At 30.9% G+C, this 18,233-nt stretch carries 18 protein-coding genes; 3 read left to right on the top strand and 15 right to left on the bottom strand.

What is annotated here, in order from left to right:
* Nucleotides 1-6 precede the first annotated feature (6 nt).
* Nucleotides 7-2,358: a tyrosine-protein kinase gene (locus Q0975_RS11930; RefSeq protein ID WP_299436893.1), complete on the top strand. Its 2,352-nt coding sequence runs from the start codon at nucleotides 7-9 to the stop codon at nucleotides 2,356-2,358.
* On the opposite strand, the gene Q0975_RS11925 is transcribed toward Q0975_RS11930, so the two are convergent.
* The 5 genes from Q0975_RS11925 to Q0975_RS11905 all read right to left on the bottom strand — a co-directional run bounded on the left by Q0975_RS11925 (nucleotide 2,355) and on the right by Q0975_RS11905 (nucleotide 6,211).
* Nucleotides 2,355-3,089 (bottom strand): CpsB/CapC family capsule biosynthesis tyrosine phosphatase, encoded by a 735-nt coding sequence (locus tag Q0975_RS11925; RefSeq protein WP_299436892.1) that lies wholly within the window; start codon nucleotides 3,087-3,089, stop codon nucleotides 2,355-2,357. The two genes, Q0975_RS11930 and Q0975_RS11925, sit on opposite strands and share 4 nt — an antisense overlap.
* A gap of 173 nt (nucleotides 3,090-3,262) precedes the next feature.
* Complete coding sequence (locus tag Q0975_RS11920; RefSeq protein WP_299436890.1) at nucleotides 3,263-3,997, bottom strand: head GIN domain-containing protein; 735 nt, start codon at nucleotides 3,995-3,997, stop codon at nucleotides 3,263-3,265.
* Nucleotides 3,998-4,018: 21 nt separating this feature from the next.
* On the bottom strand, nucleotides 4,019-5,119 hold the full coding sequence (locus tag Q0975_RS11915; RefSeq protein WP_299436888.1) for a hypothetical protein: 1,101 nt from the start codon (nucleotides 5,117-5,119) through the stop codon (nucleotides 4,019-4,021).
* Entirely contained in the window at nucleotides 5,100-5,663 is a 564-nt protein-coding gene (locus Q0975_RS11910) for a hypothetical protein (RefSeq protein ID WP_299436886.1), read from the bottom strand. Before Q0975_RS11910 ends, Q0975_RS11915 begins: the two co-directional genes overlap by 20 nt.
* Nucleotides 5,660-6,211 carry an RNA polymerase sigma factor gene (locus Q0975_RS11905; protein ID WP_299436884.1) on the bottom strand — a complete coding sequence of 184 codons (552 nt, stop codon included), beginning with the start codon at nucleotides 6,209-6,211 and terminating at the stop codon, nucleotides 5,660-5,662. Before Q0975_RS11905 ends, Q0975_RS11910 begins: the two co-directional genes overlap by 4 nt.
* A 218-nt stretch (nucleotides 6,212-6,429) precedes the next feature.
* Between Q0975_RS11905 and lon the strand changes: the two genes are divergently transcribed.
* Nucleotides 6,430-8,880: an endopeptidase La gene (gene lon, locus Q0975_RS11900; protein WP_299436882.1), complete on the top strand. Its 2,451-nt coding sequence runs from the start codon at nucleotides 6,430-6,432 to the stop codon at nucleotides 8,878-8,880.
* A gap of 719 nt (nucleotides 8,881-9,599) precedes the next feature.
* Nucleotides 9,600-10,814 carry a class I SAM-dependent rRNA methyltransferase gene (locus tag Q0975_RS11895; RefSeq protein WP_299436880.1) on the top strand — a complete coding sequence of 405 codons (1,215 nt, stop codon included), beginning with the start codon at nucleotides 9,600-9,602 and terminating at the stop codon, nucleotides 10,812-10,814.
* A 104-nt stretch (nucleotides 10,815-10,918) separates the two neighbouring features.
* Here the strand turns inward: Q0975_RS11895 and Q0975_RS11890 are convergent, their stop codons facing one another.
* The 10 genes from Q0975_RS11890 to Q0975_RS11840 all read right to left on the bottom strand — a co-directional run bounded on the left by Q0975_RS11890 (nucleotide 10,919) and on the right by Q0975_RS11840 (nucleotide 18,169).
* Nucleotides 10,919-11,326 (bottom strand): DUF2541 family protein, encoded by a 408-nt coding sequence (locus Q0975_RS11890; RefSeq protein WP_299436878.1) that lies wholly within the window; start codon nucleotides 11,324-11,326, stop codon nucleotides 10,919-10,921.
* A 273-nt stretch (nucleotides 11,327-11,599) separates the two neighbouring features.
* A complete protein-coding gene (locus Q0975_RS11885; RefSeq protein ID WP_299436876.1) occupies nucleotides 11,600-12,760 on the bottom strand; it encodes a serine hydrolase domain-containing protein in 1,161 nt (386 codons plus the stop codon).
* Nucleotides 12,761-12,910: 150 nt separating this feature from the next.
* Nucleotides 12,911-13,363: a DUF1801 domain-containing protein gene (locus tag Q0975_RS11880; RefSeq protein WP_299436874.1), complete on the bottom strand. Its 453-nt coding sequence runs from the start codon at nucleotides 13,361-13,363 to the stop codon at nucleotides 12,911-12,913.
* A gap of 7 nt (nucleotides 13,364-13,370) precedes the next feature.
* Nucleotides 13,371-13,793 carry a hypothetical protein gene (locus Q0975_RS11875; protein WP_299436872.1) on the bottom strand — a complete coding sequence of 141 codons (423 nt, stop codon included), beginning with the start codon at nucleotides 13,791-13,793 and terminating at the stop codon, nucleotides 13,371-13,373.
* Nucleotides 13,794-13,802: 9 nt separating this feature from the next.
* Nucleotides 13,803-14,411: an RDD family protein gene (locus tag Q0975_RS11870; RefSeq protein ID WP_299436870.1), complete on the bottom strand. Its 609-nt coding sequence runs from the start codon at nucleotides 14,409-14,411 to the stop codon at nucleotides 13,803-13,805.
* A gap of 594 nt (nucleotides 14,412-15,005) precedes the next feature.
* Nucleotides 15,006-15,758, bottom strand: a complete 753-nt coding sequence (locus tag Q0975_RS11860) for a methyltransferase domain-containing protein (RefSeq protein ID WP_299436866.1) — start codon at nucleotides 15,756-15,758, stop codon at nucleotides 15,006-15,008.
* The gene (locus tag Q0975_RS11855) at nucleotides 15,749-16,486 is read right to left on the bottom strand and encodes a DUF2071 domain-containing protein (RefSeq protein ID WP_299436864.1); all 738 of its coding nucleotides are present in this window, start codon (nucleotides 16,484-16,486) and stop codon (nucleotides 15,749-15,751) included. The genes Q0975_RS11860 and Q0975_RS11855 overlap by 10 nt, the downstream gene beginning before the upstream one ends.
* A 1-nt stretch (nucleotide 16,487) precedes the next feature.
* Entirely contained in the window at nucleotides 16,488-16,877 is a 390-nt protein-coding gene (locus Q0975_RS11850; protein ID WP_299436862.1) for a DoxX-like family protein, read from the bottom strand.
* Nucleotides 16,878-17,018: 141 nt separating this feature from the next.
* Complete coding sequence (locus Q0975_RS11845; RefSeq protein WP_299436860.1) at nucleotides 17,019-17,564, bottom strand: hypothetical protein; 546 nt, start codon at nucleotides 17,562-17,564, stop codon at nucleotides 17,019-17,021.
* Between the two features lie 155 nt (nucleotides 17,565-17,719).
* Nucleotides 17,720-18,169, bottom strand: coding sequence for a GNAT family N-acetyltransferase (locus Q0975_RS11840; RefSeq protein ID WP_299436858.1), 450 nt, complete (start codon nucleotides 18,167-18,169; stop codon nucleotides 17,720-17,722).
* Between the last annotated feature and the right edge of the window lie 64 nt (nucleotides 18,170-18,233).

Raw genomic sequence — 18,233 nt, 5'->3', positions numbered from 1 at the left:
AAATTTATGATTTCTGATAATAATTCTGATAATAGCATTTTTGTAAGTCCTCCAAAATCAAGCTTCAATTTTAGAGATGAAATTCTAAAATATGTAAAAAATTGGTATTGGTTTGTGCTGAGTGTTGTAGTTTTTGGTACATTGGCATATCTGCATATACGATATACAATTCCACAATATAATGTATCAGGAACCATACTGATTTCTCAGGAAGAAAGTGTTAGTGAATCAGAATTATCGGCTTTTAAAGATTTAGGGTTATTGGATGATAGCCAAAATAAAATCGAAAACGAGATTCAGATTATAAAATCAAGAACATTACTTACCAATGTTGTTAATAACTTAAAGCTTAATGTTCAGTATTTTACAAAAGGGAGAGTTCTTGAGGCTGAGAATTATCCAAAATCTTTGATAGAAATTAATTTTTTGTCAGCGGATTCCGTTGTACATACTAAATCAAAGAGCTTTAGAGTACTTATCAATTCAGAAACTTCTTTTTCTTTTGTTGATAAAGAAGGAACAAAATTAAGTGATCATTCCTTCGGTAAAACAATAAATACAAGTGTGGGAGATATTGTAATAACTCCTAGTGTAGAAGGCATTGAATCTAAGAAAGGAACGGTTATTCATATTAAAATCACTCCTGTTAACATAGTCGCGCAAAGTTATAGAAACAAGTTATCGGTTATTACTATTGGTAAAGGATCTTCTATCGTTAAATTATCTCTAAATGATCCGGTAAAAGAAAAAGCTAAGGATATTATTAATGATTTGGTAGAAGAATATAATAAATCTACTATTGAAAATAAGAAACTAACTTCTGCTAGAACGGCTGGATTTATTAATGAAAGGTTAGAACTTATTTCAGGAGATTTATCCGAAGTTGATGATGAAGCAGCAGGATATAAGTCTAAATTTGGATTAACTAATGATGTATCTGCACAAACTCAGCGTGTAGCTGATATAGATTCCAGAAATATTCAAGAAATTAATAGACTAGAAACACAAGTAAGAAAAATCGAATCTACAAGACGTTTTGTTCTTAGTCAAGATGGTAAATATGATATATTACCTTCTACACTTGGATTTGATGATCCTTCTGTAACATCTACTGTAGCAAGATATAATGGGTTAATAAGACAGCGAAAGAGATTATTAAAATCATCAAGTGAACAAAATCCTGTAGTTGTAAATATAGATGAGCAAATTGGTTCATTACGACAAGGATTAATAGCAAGTTTAAACGGCGCAAAAAGCTCTATTAATATTAGTTTAAACAGTTTAAGGACTCAGGATAAATACTTTAGTGGGAAATTATATAATGCTCCACTAAGACAGAAAGAATTAACCGCAATAGGTCGTGAACAAGGAATTAAAGAGCAATTATATCTTTATTTATTACAAAAACGTGAAGAAGCAGAAATTACAAGTCATATAACATTGTCTAATGCGCGTGTAATTGATAGAGCCTCTACATTAGGTTCATATCCAGTTTCTCCAAATAAGAAAATGATCTTTTTTGGTGCAATATTTTTCGGGCTAGCATTACCGTTTTTAACTATTTATCTAAAGGATTTATTTAATACTAAGGTGAATTCTCGAGAAGATCTCGAAAGAGCACTTTCTATGCCAATTCTAGGTGCTATACCTAGAACTAAAAGTAAGAAAAGTAAAATTATTGTTTCCAGAAATAGTAGATCATCTGTAGCAGAAGCTTTTAGAATTCTTAGAACGAATTTAGGATTTTTAATGGCCGGAACTAATAAAGAAACAGGTAAGGTTATATTTGTAACCTCTACGATTTCTGGAGAAGGTAAAACGTTAGTTTCATCAAACTTGGCAAAAACATTAGCTATTTCTGGAAAGAAAATAGCATACCTAGGAACAGATTTTCGTGACCCTAAATTTCATAATTTCTTTGAACTTCCAAAAGGAAAAGATACTCCAGGTTTCACTAATTTCATTATGAATTTGGATATTAAACCTGAAGATGTAATATATGAACAAGGTGAAAATGATCCTCTTTTTGTAGTACCTTCGGGTGTTATTCCACCAAACCCTGCTGAACTTCTTATGAATGATAGGGTAAAAGAGATGTTTGAGTATTTAGGAGAGAATTATGACTATATAGTAGTCGATACAGCTCCTGTAAGTCTTGTTACAGATACTTTGTTAATTGGACATTTTGCAGATTTAAGTATCTATATTGTAAGAGAGAATTATTCTGACAAAAGAATTCTGCAGGTTCCTGAGAATTTCTATAGAGAAAAGCGTTTACCTAATATGGCAGTACTTCTTAATGCAGCTGGTGATAAAGTTGGTTATGGATACGGTTATGGATATGGAGCAAAAGATTAACTAAAAGAACAATTTTGTCTCATTAATTTAGAAATTTCTTTTGCGTACTTTGGTATAAATCCTTTTTCTAATGTTTCGAACTGTTGGTAATTATGTACATCTGAACCAGCAAAATCAAAAAGCTTTTCGGTAAGTAACTTTGCAGCCATGTTTTTTACTTTTTCTCCATAATATCCGGACATTGAAAGCAGATTAAGTTGAAATAAAAAACCAGATTCTTTTAATTGTATAAATTTATTAATATCATCTTTATAAAAAGAATACCGTTCGGGATGAGCCAGAATAGGAGTGAACCCTGCTAATTTAATTTCGAAAAGAATTTCATTTAAATTAATAGGAGGATTAAAGGTGGACATTTCTACTAAGAGATACCTTTGGTGTAAAGGGATAATATCTTTTTCTTTTATTCTTTTGTAAAATAAATCATCCAGCATATATTCAGCACTTGCCTCTAATGTTACGTTTATATCAAGAGAGGATAATGCTTTTTGCATTTCCGTATGTTTAGTTCGAATAGTCTCCGATGTATTTGGCCATACTTCTTGCATTATATGCGGTGTGGTAATGATTTTTTTAACCCCTAATTTTTCAAATTGTTCAATAATGTAAGCGGATTGATATACCGTTTTTACTCCATCATCTATGGCAGGTAATAAATGAGAATGAATATCCACATAGCCTTCTGGCAGGATTTCTCTAAGATGAATTTCTTTTTTTGATAAAAATTGCAAGGTGTTCGTTCTTGTTTTGGGGTCAACTAAAGATATGAACTTTAATTTAATATGAGTGTTTTTTATAACTTACTACAAGTTACTTACAAAAGTAAAGATTATTAGACGTAAAAAAAACTGCCTAAGAAGTAAAACCTCCTAAGCAGTTTTCGGATTATTGAAATATGCTTCTTTTAATGTCCTGTAATATCTCCTGATCCAGAAACTTTTTTATCTTCTTTTTCTGGATTTCCTTTATAATCAATATCTCCAGAACCGGTTACACGAGCTTTTAAGGAATGTGTAGATGTTAATTTGATATCTCCAGAACCAGTAACTGATGCATCTACATTCTTTGCTCTTAATTCATATGCTCTTACATCTCCAGAGCCAGTGACATTGAATTCTAGGTTTTCTGTCGAACCTTTTAATGTTAGATCTCCGCTACCAGAGACAGAACCTTCTAATTCATTTGCTTCTACATGTAAGCGAACATCTCCTGAACCTGAAACTCTTGTCTCAAATGAATTTGCCTTAATAACATCTTCCGAATAGATGTCTCCAGATCCTGATAAACTTACCTTAGAAATATCCTTAAAAGGTACGGTAATAAGTATTATCTTATTTCTACTTGGCTTAAGATAATAGTTCTTCTCCACATAGATTTTTAATATATCACCTTCAACTTCTGTAACGATATGTTTGATTAAGTTACTTTCTGCTTCGATTTTGATGTTTCCTTCTGTTCCTGATACCAATGCTACATCAAGACTACCTTTTAATTTTACTTGATCATAACTAGATAGATTTCTGGTTTTGGTTACGACATTACCATTTCCTTCTACTTTGTTGCCGTTTCCCCACCATTGAGCGTGCAGCGAGGATACACTTAGTAAGGCTATACTTAAAATTACTGTTACTGTTTTCATAATTGATTGAATATTTGATGATTAATTTTTTCTTAGTTTCACACTACCATAACTGGTAGAGATATTGATTAAATTCCCACTATTTTTTTGACCGTGATATCCTTGATAGTCTTTACTAGAATTTTGCTTGTTCTTTTTCATAACATTGATATCGTCGCTGAGAGTTATACCTCCATATGATGTTTTGATGTCAAAATCAAAATTTAAATTAGAATCATATCCTATACTTACACCAGTGTAATCGGTTCTTATGGTTACATTTTTTGTTGTAGACTCTAAATTTTTAATGTTAATAGAACCATAATCAGAATTAATACTTACCGAATTACTTACATTACCAATATCGGTGTCAAGATAATCTCCATTTCCTTTAAAAAACCCAACATTGTCTACTTTTAAACTTCCATAATCACAGTTATAATTAAGCCCCTTAACGGACTTTATCTTGGATTTTGTATAATCAGCATTTAGCATTATTTCGCCACCTTTTTCTAAGGTGAAATCAGAATAATCGGCGTTGATTTTTCCGTTTTTCATATACCTTATGGTACTATTATTTGTGTAATCGATGTTAACGTAATTCTCATTCCCTAATAACTCTCCAATAATTATCTGTCCATAGTCACAGTTTATTTTTGCACTACCTTTAATTTTGTCTAGTGTAATACTTCCATAATCATTGTTAAGATCAACGCTATTGGTAGCAGGAACTTTAACAGTGTACTTAATTTCCATTTTTAAATTATTTCCACCCCAACCATCAGAGAATTTGGACCACCAAGATTTACCATCTTTGTCAAAGGTTGTTTTAGCACTTACTAATTGAGAAGAAGCTTCAAAAACTACATCGATACTTTCTAATTTTTTGATTACTTTTTCTTCATCATTTCCATTAACTTTAATGTTAATTTCCATTACAATTCTGTTCTGATCCCAAGAAGTTATATCGAGGTTTCCATAATCATTTCTTATTTTTAATAAAGCATCACTATCCACAGAAAATTCTTTATTAAGAGATTTTTCTTTAGTATATTTTCCTTTCATCTTGGTATCCCCATTTCCAAAGGAAACGAAAGGTACAAGAAATAATAAACAGATTATATTATAGTATATTGGTTTCATTTTCTGATAATTTTAATTTGTTGACGTTGTTAATTTTTTCTAACACTTCTTCTAGTAATGAAGCACGTTTCTGAAAGTTTTTAATCATCGCGCTGATTACTCTTTTATCATTGCTACTTTCTACTAGATCTTTTTTTAGAATTTCATAACTCAATTCTAATTTTTCTAATTGTTTCATCGCATCTTCAACTAGTTCGGTTGTTTCTGCCGATGAATTTTTGTCTATTTCTTCTAACTGCGTTTTAATAGCAACTGTAAAGAAATTTTGGGTGTCCTCCATTTGTGGAGAAACACTTGCTAAATCAGCTTCATCATGCGTTTTAAATATAGGAGCTACAGATACCATACCTATGAGTATTGCAATAGAAGCAGCTATAGCTAATGGTCTAATCCAATTTCGCTTCTTAGGTTTTAGGGGAACTACTTTGTTTTGTTCCTGTAATTTTTCTAAAAAACGTACTTTATGATCAGCTGATGGTTCAAATACATCAAGTTGATTTTCCATGCGTTCAAATAATTTTTCTATTTCATCTTCGGTTTTCATGCAACTAGTAATTTTTTTCGTAAACTTTCTTTCGCGCGAGAAATGAGTGTACGACAATTGGAATATGATATATTCAAAATTTCACAGATCTCCTCGTAATCATAGCCTTCTATTAGGTGTAATGATAAAGCAGTACTATAACTTTCTTTTAGTTCTTTTAATGTATCTAAAACTGCATTTGCCTTAACACTAGTCAAATCCTCTCTTACAACCCCTTCTGTTTCATCTGTAAGTGCATATTCTACGGTTTCTAAAGGGACCTCACCATAAATAGTACGCTTACGAGATATTGTAAGACTCGAATTGACAACTATCCTTTTTAACCAGGATCCAAATACTTTACCATCTTCTAGCATCGATAACTTTGTAAATGCTGTTAAGAAAGCTTCCTGCATAATGTCTTCAGCTTCTGCTGAATCTTTTATAATCCTAAAAGCGGTATTATACATTGCTTTATAGTATCGATTATAAATTTCCATCTGCGCTCCCTGATCGCATTTACGGCATCTTTCTACGAGTTGCTCGGTATTTAGTTTGGTTAGTGTCAAAAACTTCAGTTTACTTTATATAAAGATATAGATTGATATGTTTTGTTACAGTTTTAAAAATATTTTTTTAAAGTTTATGGCATAACAATTGACTTATCTAAGTAGAATCAGGTATAAATGACTTATTTTGTTAATATTATCTATTCTAAATTCAGTTTTATTAAATTTTTAAAGCATGTTATTTTGACTTAATGACAAAATGACTTTGATATATACTTATGACGAAATCCAAATTAACAACTCTTGACAGTTTGTCATTTCAAGGAATAAATGAAGACGCAGAATTAATACCTTTAATGACACCTGAAGATGAAGAAGAAATACATAAAGAAGAATTACCAGAGACGTTACCTATATTGCCATTAAGAAATACAGTGCTATTTCCTGGTGTGGTAATCCCTATTACCGCAGGACGAGACAAATCAATAAAACTTCTTAATGAAGCTAATAACGGTAATAAGACTATTGGTGTAGTATCTCAGAAAGAAGAAGAGGTAGAGAATCCAACATCAAAGGATATAAATAAAGTTGGTGTAGTGGCTAGAATCTTAAGAGTTCTTAAGATGCCTGACGGAAATACAACAGTTATTCTGCAAGGAAAAAAGAGATTTAAAATTGATGAAATTTTAGAAGAAGAACCTTATATCAGAGCAAAAATTTCTGAGGTACCTGAAACTAGACCTTCTACAGAAAATCAAGAGTTTAATACAATTATTGATTCAATTAAGGACCTAGCTCTAGAAATTATTAAAGAAAGTCCTAATATTCCATCTGAAGCATCTTTTGCAATAAAAAATATAGAGAGTAATTCTTTTCTGATCAACTTTGTTTCTTCAAACCTTAATTTGCCAGTTGATGAGAAACAAAAAATACTGGAAATTGATGATATAAAAGACAGAGCACTTGCTACGTTGAAATATATGAATCTGGAGTTTCAGAAATTGGAACTTAGAAACGATATTCAGAATAAGGTTCAACATGATATGAGCCAACAACAACGAGAATATTTTTTGCACCAGCAAATGAAAACAATCCAGGAGGAACTTGGAGGAGTTTCTCATGAAGATGAAATAGAGGAAATTTATGCTCGTAGTATAGATAAAAAATGGGATGAGGATATAAAGAAACATTTTGATAAAGAATTGTCTAAAATGCGTCGTATGAATCCTCAGGTAGCGGAGTATTCTATTCAACGTAATTATCTTGATTTATTTCTTGATTTACCATGGAATGAATTTAGTAAAGATAAATTCGACCTGAAACGTGCTAAGAAAATTCTAGATCGTGATCATTATGGTTTAGATGAAGTAAAAAAACGTATTATCGAATACCTAGCTGTTCTGAAGCTTCGTAATGATATGAAATCCCCAATATTATGTCTTTATGGGCCTCCTGGAGTTGGTAAAACTTCTTTAGGCAAATCAATTGCAGAAGCATTGGGTAGAGAATATGTACGTATTTCATTAGGAGGATTACGTGACGAAGCAGAGATTAGAGGGCATAGAAAAACATATATCGGAGCTATGCCTGGTAGAATCATTCAAAGTCTTAAAAAAGCAGGAACTAGTAATCCTGTGTTTGTTTTAGATGAAATTGATAAACTTTCTGTTGGTAACCAAGGAGATCCTTCTTCTGCATTGTTAGAGGTCTTGGATCCTGAGCAAAACTCTGAATTCCACGATAATTTCTTAGAAATGGGATTTGATCTTTCTAAGGTAATGTTTATTGCAACCTCTAATAGTCTGAATACCATACAACCGGCATTACGTGATCGTATGGAAATCATTAATGTGACAGGATATACCATAGAAGAAAAAGTAGAAATAGCAAAACAACACTTACTCCCTAAACAATTAGTTGAGCACGGATTGGATAAATCTCATCTTAAAATTGGAAAAGCTCAATTAGAAAAAATTGTAGAAGGATATACAAGAGAATCAGGTGTTCGTGGTTTAGAAAAACAGATTGCAAAAATGGTGCGATACGCAGCTAAGAACATTGCAATGGAAGAATCATATAATGTAAAAGTTAGCAATGACGATGTTATTGAGGTACTTGGAGTTCCTAGATTAGAGCGAGACAAGTATGAAAATAACGAAGTGGCTGGTGTGGTAACAGGTTTAGCTTGGACAAGTGTTGGAGGTGATATTTTATTTATTGAATCGATTCTTTCTAAAGGGAAAGGTAACCTTACCATTACTGGAAATTTAGGGAAAGTAATGAAAGAATCTGCTACCATTGCAATGGAATATATCAAGGCAAATGCAGATGTATTAGGGGTTAATCAAGAGATTTTTGGTAATTATAATGTACACATTCATGTTCCTGAAGGTGCAACACCAAAAGATGGACCAAGTGCGGGAATAACAATGTTAACTTCATTGGTGTCATTATTTACCCAAAGAAAAGTGAAGAAGAGTATTGCTATGACAGGTGAAATTACCTTAAGAGGTAAAGTATTACCGGTAGGAGGGATTAAAGAAAAAATCCTTGCAGCAAAAAGAGCACATATTAAAGAAATATTACTTTGCGAAGACAATAAAAGAGATATAGACGAAATAAAACCTGAATATCTTAAAGGACTAAAATTTCATTATGTAAAAGAAATGAGTGAAGTATTAGAACTAGCATTGACCAAAAGCAAAGTAAAGAATGCTAAGAAATTATAGTCATTTTTTTTTTTTGACAACTCTTTTTTAGCCGGTTCTTATATTTGAAAGAAAAATTAATTTGAATTTTTTAAAAAATAATTAATAGCTGGAATGTACTGTTTTTATTGGTTGTTTCTGGTTTTTAGATACTTACTTTGAAAATAAATAAAATAAAAATGTAACAAAATCTAACAATGTTCGTCATATAGGTGTAAACAGTAAAGAAATCAACAATATCTTTTACCAGATAAACCAAAAGTTGAATAAATACTGAAAAGAGGGTTTATCCTGATACATCTTAGGATAAGTGCTTTTTAAGAAAAGTATTTATTTTTAACTGGCAATCAAAAAGCGAGATTTACTTTACTAAATAATTACAAGTTCGAACGATATCTTTTAAGCGTTTATCCTGATACTACTTGGGATGAGCGCTTTTCTAATTTTATAAGGTAATAGGACTATTTTACTCCACTTTTTTTGAGGTTTACACGCAGCCGTAAGTTATATAAATACCTTACTTTTAACTTGTAAACCAGACTTGATTTGAAATTCATGTTTTCTATGACCAACGAATGTATTACACGTGAAAAATCTCTTAAACCTAAAGTAAGATGTCAGGCCTGTTAAAGGTTTGTATTCTAAAAAGTTTTGGTTAAACGGGATTGTTTGTATAAACAGTCCCGTTTTTATTTGTTATAATTCTCATAAGCTAAAAAATAGTATTATTCTTGCATATTATGAATATAGTTCCTGATATCAAGACTCAAAGAATAGCAATAAAGCTTAAACCTTCTGCAGAAAAGATGGTTAAGCGTGGACATCCATGGATTTTTGAAAAGAGTATTCTTAAACAAAGTATAAAAGGTAAGGCAGGTGACTTAGCAATAATATACGATAACAAAAAGAATACAATATTAGCTATTGGATTATATGACCCATATTCTCCAATAAGAATAAAAATTATTCAGTTTAAAAAAGCTGCGCAGATCAATAGTGAGTGGTTTAACAATAGAATCACACAAGCGAAATCAATAAGAAAACCTTTATTAGAAACAGCTACTAATAGCTATAGGTTATTGTTTGGGGAGAATGATCAAATGCCAGGTTTTATAGCTGATGTTTATGATTCGGTTTTGGTTGTAAAACTGTATTCGCATATTTGGTTTCCTTATCTAAATTGGATTGTTCCTCATTTGATACAGCAATCAGGATGTAAAACTGTTGTACTGAGATTAAGTAGATCTTTACAAACCGAAAGCCAAACATACAATTTAGAGGATGGTAGTATAATTTATGGAAGCTTAGAAAAAGAAGTGGTCGTTTTTAAAGAACATGGTGTATTATTTTCTGCTAATGTGATTAAAGGACATAAAACTGGATATTTTCTGGATCACCGACATAATCGTAAAAAAGTAGGAGATCTTTCTAAAGGAAAGACTGTGTTAGATGTGTTCTCGTATGCAGGAGGTTTTTCCGTCCATGCCTTAGCAGGTAAAGCAAAAGAGGTTGTAAGTATAGATATCAGTAGACAAGCTCTAGAAATGGCAAAGGATAACGCTTCTTTAAATACGCATTCAGGAAGACATACTATAATGGTTGCTGATGCTTTCGAAGGGTTACAGGGCTTAATTAGCAAGAAAAAGAAATTTGATATTGTGGTAATCGATCCACCTTCTTTTGCCAAAAGGGAAAGTGAAATTAACAAAGCGAAAAATAGTTATGTTAGACTTGCTAAACTAGGAGCACAATTGGTACATAAAAAAGGAATTTTAGTTTTAGCTTCTTGTTCATCAAGAGTAGTGGCAGAGGAGTTTTTTGAAATTTGTGAAGATAATATTTCCGGTTATGGAAGAAGTTTTACACTACTTGATAAAACGTATCACGATGTAGATCATCCAGTTAGTTTTCCTGAAGGAGCATATCTTAAGTGTGCATATTATCAATTAAATTAGGATTGAATAATAAAAAAGATACTAGATCTAAGTCTGGTTGAAGTGGTATAAATTTACGTATGATGTACTCCAACCAATGTAGACTTAGATGTATGTTTTAATTTCTAGTGTTTTCCAAAAACATGAACTTTTGCACGTTTTCTTGATAAGTTCTTAGTGTCATAAAAAAAAGTAATATCTCTTATAATTCGTTTATTACCTTTTAGGTCAATAACTCTGGTAGTTCCGCCTTTTGCAAAGTTCTTTTTTACTTTAATTACTTGTTTCTCTCCATTACCATATTGTAGAACAATTCTGTGCATATTTAGGGAGCCATTGGTAACCTTTAGTTTTAATTTCTTAAATGTACCATCTTTTGCAGTAACCTTAATTACATCTCTATCTACTTTATAATTTACAGTTCTGGTACCTAAATGTTCCCATTTTATAACGTTTGTTGTAAAGCTACTTCCTATTAAGAAAATAACTACTAAGAAGGGTAATGCTAGTTTTTGGATTCTTATACTTTTCATACTACAATGTTTTAATGTTTAGTAGTAAGACCAGATAAACATAAAAAGGTTTAATTATAGATGTGATAATTATGTAAAGTAAACGACCTTTTGCTAACTAATCTGTGATATTGTCCAGATATCGTACCTGATTGGTTAATATAAATGTCGTTTTTGCAAGCTAGGTATCATATGGCCAGTAGCACAACAACTAATATTTTAAATTATTGTAGCGACTATTATATCATGACCTTGATGTGTTAATAGTATTAAAAAAATCTATCTTATTGATGTTTAATCCTTACTGTGGTTTTTTCTTATTTCATTAGTTATTACTTCTATTATATTCCATAGTTTTCCACCAGTTTGAAAATGTCCTTGGTTACTAATAATAGAAATTCCCAAACCTATTTCTGGATATATAACTAACCAATTTTGAGTTCCGTTCGCTCCTCCATGATGACTTAAAAACTTTCCGAAATCTTCATCTTTATTGATTATCCAGAAATATCCAATTTTATTATCAGGATCTCCAAATATTATTTCTTTGTCATAGAGAGTTTGGTGAGTTTTCTGAACTGGTTTATTCTGTTTATCTAATTGTAATTTTATGTAATTCAATAAATCAACTATTGTAGATTTCCCAGCTCCTGATGCTCCCCACAAACTGGTACTCATATGCGGAGCTATTCTACCACTACCTCCAAAATAGCCATTTGCTAAATTTTCCTTTTGTTTTCTATTTAGACGTATTCTGGTATTTGGCATATTAGCTTTTTTACAAATAGTTTCAATAAGAAGTTCATCAAATGATTTATTGTAAATTTGTTCCAGTATATATGCGGCCAATTCTGTATCTGCATTTGAGTAAGCGAACCTAGTTCCAGGAGCGGCAGTTATTGATACGTTTTCTAAATCTTTAAGGAATTTTGATTTTGAATATGCCTTCTCAATTTCTGCTAGTTTAAATGGTAGTTCATCATCCATATTTGTAAACAAATCATTTATGTTTTCTGGAAGGAACCTGGGTAGTTCACTTGTATGAGTGAGTAGATGTTTAATTCTTATTGGGTTGGTTTCAAATTCTAAATTTTTATATTGTTTTCCAATATATTTTCGGATATCATCTTCAATTGATAGCTTTCCTTCAATTTCAGCTTGAGCAATAATGGTACCTACAAAAGTTTTAGTTACAGAAGCAATTTCATAAATGGTTTTATTGGTAGGTTGGTTTTTTTGTCCCTTGTCTAATTCACCATAGTGCTTGGTTATTTCTTTTCCATTATAATAGATACCTATGGACAAAGAGTTTATCAAAGTATCTTCCAATAAGGCTTCAACATTCCCGTCAATTTGATTGATAGAAATATCTTTCAAAAATTGTTGTTCTTGCTGTTGTTTTTTTGTGCCACAACTTATTAATGTTATAACTAATATGCCCAATATAAATCTCATTTATTTTATTTTTTTGTTATTTCTAATAAGACTTAATAGATATGCTGGTGAATCAAAATATAACTAAGTCGCATACATTCCTACTCAGGTTTTATAAGTTTTTAGACTAAAATCACTGAGTATTATAAATATACAACTTACGAATTGTCATTATTTAGTATTGGTTTTTATTTTCGAGATTGTTTGTCCGATAGATTTAGTTGGTTTGCCCATGTCTTCGATGGCAAAATCAATTGCCAGTTTAACCAAATCTTTTACTTTGTCATTTCGATAATCCCTTATTTCTTTTACAGGAATATGTCTGATTAGTTTTCCTGTTCCTGTAAGTAAGTTGTGTTTGTCGGTAAGTAAAGTGCCCTTGTTAAAACCTAAATTCAAATGATTGTTATAAATAGGTATCATACAAAAGCCATCCGACATTTTTTCGGAAATAGAATATAAAGATGTTAGCGCGTGTGTGTGATATAGTAATTCATTAGTATCTGGATATAAATCCATTATAAAGGCTCTCAAGTCTTTATATAGTTCTATCAAATTCTGTTCTTTTAATTCTAAGAAACGAAGAAAATCTGGATGTATCTTATTTTGTTGGTTCTTCGTCATTTGTTTTTTACTTTTTTTGAATAGAGATAACAGGTTTGAAGTACAATAGAATGAAAGATACTATAATTAATCCTATTATAGAAAAAAGGATATCGAATGGATCATATACATTATTACCACCTAGATTATGTATTTTAAACTCTTGAAGCAATACATATAATCCGGTAACTAGAACAGCAAATAGATATACGTGATTTTCCGTAATATTAGAACTCGTTTTAAGAAATCTCTGCTTACCTAAAAGCCCTATGTTAGTAATCAATAAGCCACCTACAATAGCCTCACATAGATTTGGAAATGACAATACGAAAACATTAAGAAACTCTGGAAAATCGTTTTTAATCACATAAGGTCTTAAAAAAAACTTGTTACATATGAATATTACAAGTACTATGAACATAATTCTTACATTCCTTCTAATATCTTTCATAGGTTTTTTTTATTCTGTAGCATCCTTAATAACACTGGTTTTTGACAGATAATCGTGAATTCCATTTTTTGTAAACAAAAAGGAGATTCTATCAAAAGGAATCAACCTATAAAAAGTCCGTGCAATAATATCCGAATTATCAGGCTTTTTCCCATCTAATTTTACAACTTTTGTTTTTGTTATAAATTTACCAATTGTCTTTTGAAATTTGATTTCCATTATTGAATGGTAAGCAAAAAAAGTTCCAAATATTATAATTAAATTAATCATTATAATTATAAAACTATTAGTAGTAGTGATAATAGGTGCAATAACAAAACCAAAAAAGTAGAAAGCTATAATTATAAGGATATAGCAAATAATGGAGTCAATTAATAAATTTAGAAAACGAATTCCAGAACTAACAATGTTTGAATTGACATTTTCTTTAGCAATTTTTTCTGTGGCTGCTTTTTCTTTTATTTCCTCAAATCGACTACTATCAATAGTGCGTGTTTTTATTTCAATTTCCGCTGCTTCGATTGCTGTAGGATTATATTTCCCTATATCTACAGTCAATATTTTTATTAATTCCTCGTCAGTCCGTTGAGACATAACGTCTTGAAATTCGTTTTCCATTCAATTCTTATATTAATGATAACGTTATGAGTATGTATCCTAGCAGAAGGAAATGTTATCTTGTTTTTTGATTTTTCTTATACATTGGTTACTAACTTTTACTTTTTGAAAGTATTGTGTCTTACTTAAAAGGGCAGTTTCTATTGGATTGCTCTTTAAATTGCTAATATCATCTATTATTATAGATAGTTTTTGTTTTCAATTATAAAAGTTAAACAGAAATATTGAACTAATATATGTCCAAAATATTGAAAACAAAATATGTATTGAGGTTTCTAGTTTTTTACCTTTCCAAAGGTCAGTCGAATATCCGAAAAACTGTATAAATAATCGAATAGTCCAGAATATACCAAGCCCCAGGGATATTTTTTTTCCAAGATTAGTTTCAATTAGCTCGTTTGATGATGTCAAACAGAGTATCCCCATAAGAAACACTATAATCGCAATAAAAAGCGTATGTATAGTCATCATTTGACGGTTTATTAAACTCAAAGATTTAAGCTCCTTTCCCCAGTTAAAATACTTCGGAAAGATACTATGAACTAATGCCAAAACAATTAAAAGAACACCAATTATATGTATATGAATTTGCATTTAGGGGCAGCTATTAAAGATTGACATGAAAGGTGTAAATTTTTGCTCTGTACATTTTGAAAAACCAGCCACGTTAAAAGCATTTTTCCAAGTTGTTTTTGAAAAGAAATGAGTAAATCCTACGGAAAATGCTATGAAGTTTGGGAAATCTCGCAAATGCTCTATCATTATTATATTGGCATTGGATTTACAAACTCGGTGACATTCTTTTAAAAACTGGATTTTTTCGTTTTGAGAACGAATTTCGTGTGCAGCCGATAATAAAAAAATCAAATCGACAGAATTATCTTTTAGTGGAATAGAGTTTGAAATGATTTGTTGTGTATTTGGATAAACCAAACTCACTTTTCTAGCTCTTATTATAGCTGGTTCGGTATGCTTTTCTGAGTTATAAAAATCAAAAACTTTTAAATCGGATTTGGGGAAATGGTTTTTGATTATAAAACTTGTTTCATCAAAGCCAGCATTAATATTTAAAATTTGTTTGTCTTCGGAATCGGTCAGATTAAAACGTTGCAACCAATCGAAGTTATAATAGCCCGAAAAATCATAAACGTAAGCTGAAACGATTAACGGCATTATTAAACCATATAAAAAAGCTAAAATAATAATCCAAAAGAAAAGATTTGACCAACTAAAGACCAAATAACTTGTGATTATTATAGCTAACGCTATCAAGCCAAATACATAAAAGTGCCTGTTGAAGCTTAAAATATTTAATACTCCTTGAAATTTCCTTCTTTTTATTTCCATAATTCAATTTTGCCTTTTTTCCACTGGTAAGGTATATTTCTAATTACAAAGGCATTTGCTAATACAGGTTTTTCAAGTTTTATGGTGTTCAGGAACTCAAAATTGTAATCAATTACTTTAACTGGACTTGGTGTCCAGTTTTGTCTTACTCCTTCAATGATTAATACTTCTTTGGTTTCTTTATTATAGGTAAAAGTAAAAGGTAATGGTCCAGCATATCTTCTTGCTTCTTTCCAGTTTGCAAATGGTGAGTTTACAGGTAAAGAAACGTCTTGTCCTATGTTATCTAATGTAAGTTTAAAGTTTGATTTAATTGAAGATAATTCTCTTGTTTGATCTTTCTCAGATTGCGTTATGTCAGTTGTTGTATAATTGTAATGGGTAAATATGTTGCCCATAAATTCCATTTTCTTTTTGTTAGTTTCGGATTTTAAAATATACAAACCGCGTAAGTTTTTTCCTTTATTGGAAGTGTAACGTATAAAAATGCGGTAGCCAATCAAAAAAAAGTTATTACCCATAAACTTAGGAAATCCTTTTGGTCGTAAATCTTTTGTTTGCACCATTGCAACTGCCACAAACGCCCATTTGTCCTGAAATGTATCAAGTTGTAAACATTCGGGTATTAAATTTTGTAGTTGCTCCTTTGGAACAGCGAAAGTTAAAACTGTTGAGCTTTCAAAAAATGATTCTACCGCAAAAGGATGGTTTTTCAAGAATGAAAGCATATCAAGTTTGTTCAGTTAGGTTTTTGTTCAAGTAAAATTCGTTGAAATATACAACGACTATAAATACAAAGGCAAATAAAGAATTTAGTTTTCCCCAAAGTAATAAGTCCGGTACGAGAATAAACTCTAAAGTATTCATTACTCCGACTATTAGGATTTGAGTTACTGCATTTAATCTTGACTTAAATTTGCTTAAAATCCAAATAGCCATTACTATTTCTGAAAGACCAATTAACATTGTTAAAACTCTAGAATAATCAGCTCCTAAAATTTGGGCAACAATTTGTTCGTGTCTCGGAACAAGATTTAAAACTTTACAAAATAATCCGTTTGCAATCCAAATTGATGCGATGCAAAAGGTCAAGATTTTGTGAATTGTTCTAATAGTCATTGTTTAGTAGGATTTTGTTCAACTTGAAGGTAACTGCCTAGGCTATGATGCCGCCGTGGAACCATCCACACGATTATTCCGTCAAAATCGAGCCGTTTTATTTATAAATTAAACATTGATTTAGTTTTTTGCCACAATGAATTATAACCATTGTTGCCAGTATGTGCTTTCTTTTTTATAGTCCAATTTAAGTATTGCTTCAGTAAGGTACTCTTCCTGATTCTGTTCTGTCATAAATTTCTCAATTCGATTAACAAAAAAGTTATCTAAAATATTTAATTCACTCGCATTCATTCCACCATTTCCATTCTTATTTAAGTTTTTCAATATTGGTAGATTTGAAATTAGCTCAAATTTATCTCTAAAAGACATAAAGTTTTTTCTTGTTATAAGTAGTTCATAAGTTCCCAAATAATTCGGTTTAATTTCTGGATGTAAATCCCAGATTTTTTCCAATTCATTATTCTCAAATTTATATCCATTCCGATTTCCTTTTCCATAATACTTTGAATTTCTTATGTCATTTATTGTAGGCTTCTCTTTTGCTTTAATTGTTGTAGCGGAAAAGTTGAAATAGTAAGGACTTCTTGATTTTTGAACACTGGAACAAAATAATACACGATAAAATCCGTCAGAAGCTTTAAATGATAGGAAATCTCCAAAATTTATGTCCTTAAGTTTATTCATAATCCGTTTTAGGCATTACTGGAAACGTTTTGTGCGTGGTTCGTTGCTATGCTACTAAGATAGAGAAAAGTGCGTAACCTAAGTTCAGCAATAAGGAAACTCCGAGTAGGAATTTCAGACAATGAACTATACTTGGTGTTGTGTGCCGCTTTTTATTATAATTCTAATTTATAAATTCTAGACTCCTCATTCCATGGGTGATATCCTTGACCAATATATTTGAATCCATATTTTTCATAAAACCCGATGTGATCAGTGCATAAGTATAGATTTTCAAATCCTGATTCTTTAGCGTCAACCTTAGCTTTTTTAATTAATAACGAACTATAAGCATTACCTCTATGTTTTTGTTCAATAAATACAGCACAAACCCAAGGATATAAATCCATTCTACTTATAAAATCATTTGGAATTAGTCCAGCACAACCTATTACTTCATCATCTTTTTCTAATAAATACCATTGTGGAAGGGGATTCGTTGCGTTAATACAATGATTTATGGAATCTTCATATATTTTCGGCAATACACTTTTCCAATTACTTTGAAAATATTCTATTGCCTCGTTTTTTCTTTCTGGATTTTCTCTTACCGATATAACCTTCATTTCTTTATTCAGAGATTTTTTTGTGGCATACAACCTTCAAATATATGTAATAAAGATATCTATA

The sequence above is a fragment of the uncultured Aquimarina sp. genome (assembly GCF_947500065.1).
Classification (GTDB): Bacteria; Bacteroidota; Bacteroidia; order Flavobacteriales; family Flavobacteriaceae; genus Aquimarina.
This window is presented reverse-complemented; position numbering and strand designations above follow the sequence as displayed.

Bases quoted from the DNA above. Each gene is read 5' to 3' on its own strand.
- Q0975_RS11875 (WP_299436872.1), bottom strand. From the start codon at position 13,793: ATGAAAGATATTAGAAGGAATGTAAGAATTATGTTCATAGTACTTGTA.
- Q0975_RS11840 (WP_299436858.1), bottom strand. From the start codon at position 18,169: ATGAAGGTTATATCGGTAAGAGAAAATCCAGAAAGAAAAAACGAGGCA.
- Q0975_RS11850 (WP_299436862.1), bottom strand. From the start codon at position 16,877: ATGACTATTAGAACAATTCACAAAATCTTGACCTTTTGCATCGCATCA.
- Q0975_RS11890 (WP_299436878.1), bottom strand. From the start codon at position 11,326: ATGAAAAGTATAAGAATCCAAAAACTAGCATTACCCTTCTTAGTAGTT.
- Q0975_RS11920 (WP_299436890.1), bottom strand. From the start codon at position 3,997: ATGAAAACAGTAACAGTAATTTTAAGTATAGCCTTACTAAGTGTATCC.
- Q0975_RS11915 (WP_299436888.1), bottom strand. From the start codon at position 5,119: ATGAAACCAATATACTATAATATAATCTGTTTATTATTTCTTGTACCT.
- Q0975_RS11910 (WP_299436886.1), bottom strand. From the start codon at position 5,663: ATGAAAACCGAAGATGAAATAGAAAAATTATTTGAACGCATGGAAAAT.
- Q0975_RS11870 (WP_299436870.1), bottom strand. From the start codon at position 14,411: ATGGAAAACGAATTTCAAGACGTTATGTCTCAACGGACTGACGAGGAA.
- Q0975_RS11855 (WP_299436864.1), bottom strand. From the start codon at position 16,486: ATGCTTTCATTCTTGAAAAACCATCCTTTTGCGGTAGAATCATTTTTT.
- Q0975_RS11895 (WP_299436880.1), top strand. From the start codon at position 9,600: ATGAATATAGTTCCTGATATCAAGACTCAAAGAATAGCAATAAAGCTT.
- Q0975_RS11880 (WP_299436874.1), bottom strand. From the start codon at position 13,363: ATGACGAAGAACCAACAAAATAAGATACATCCAGATTTTCTTCGTTTC.
- lon (WP_299436882.1), top strand. From the start codon at position 6,430: ATGACGAAATCCAAATTAACAACTCTTGACAGTTTGTCATTTCAAGGA.
- Q0975_RS11845 (WP_299436860.1), bottom strand. From the start codon at position 17,564: ATGAATAAACTTAAGGACATAAATTTTGGAGATTTCCTATCATTTAAA.
- Q0975_RS11885 (WP_299436876.1), bottom strand. From the start codon at position 12,760: ATGAGATTTATATTGGGCATATTAGTTATAACATTAATAAGTTGTGGC.
- Q0975_RS11860 (WP_299436866.1), bottom strand. From the start codon at position 15,758: ATGGAAATAAAAAGAAGGAAATTTCAAGGAGTATTAAATATTTTAAGC.
- Q0975_RS11930 (WP_299436893.1), top strand. From the start codon at position 7: ATGATTTCTGATAATAATTCTGATAATAGCATTTTTGTAAGTCCTCCA.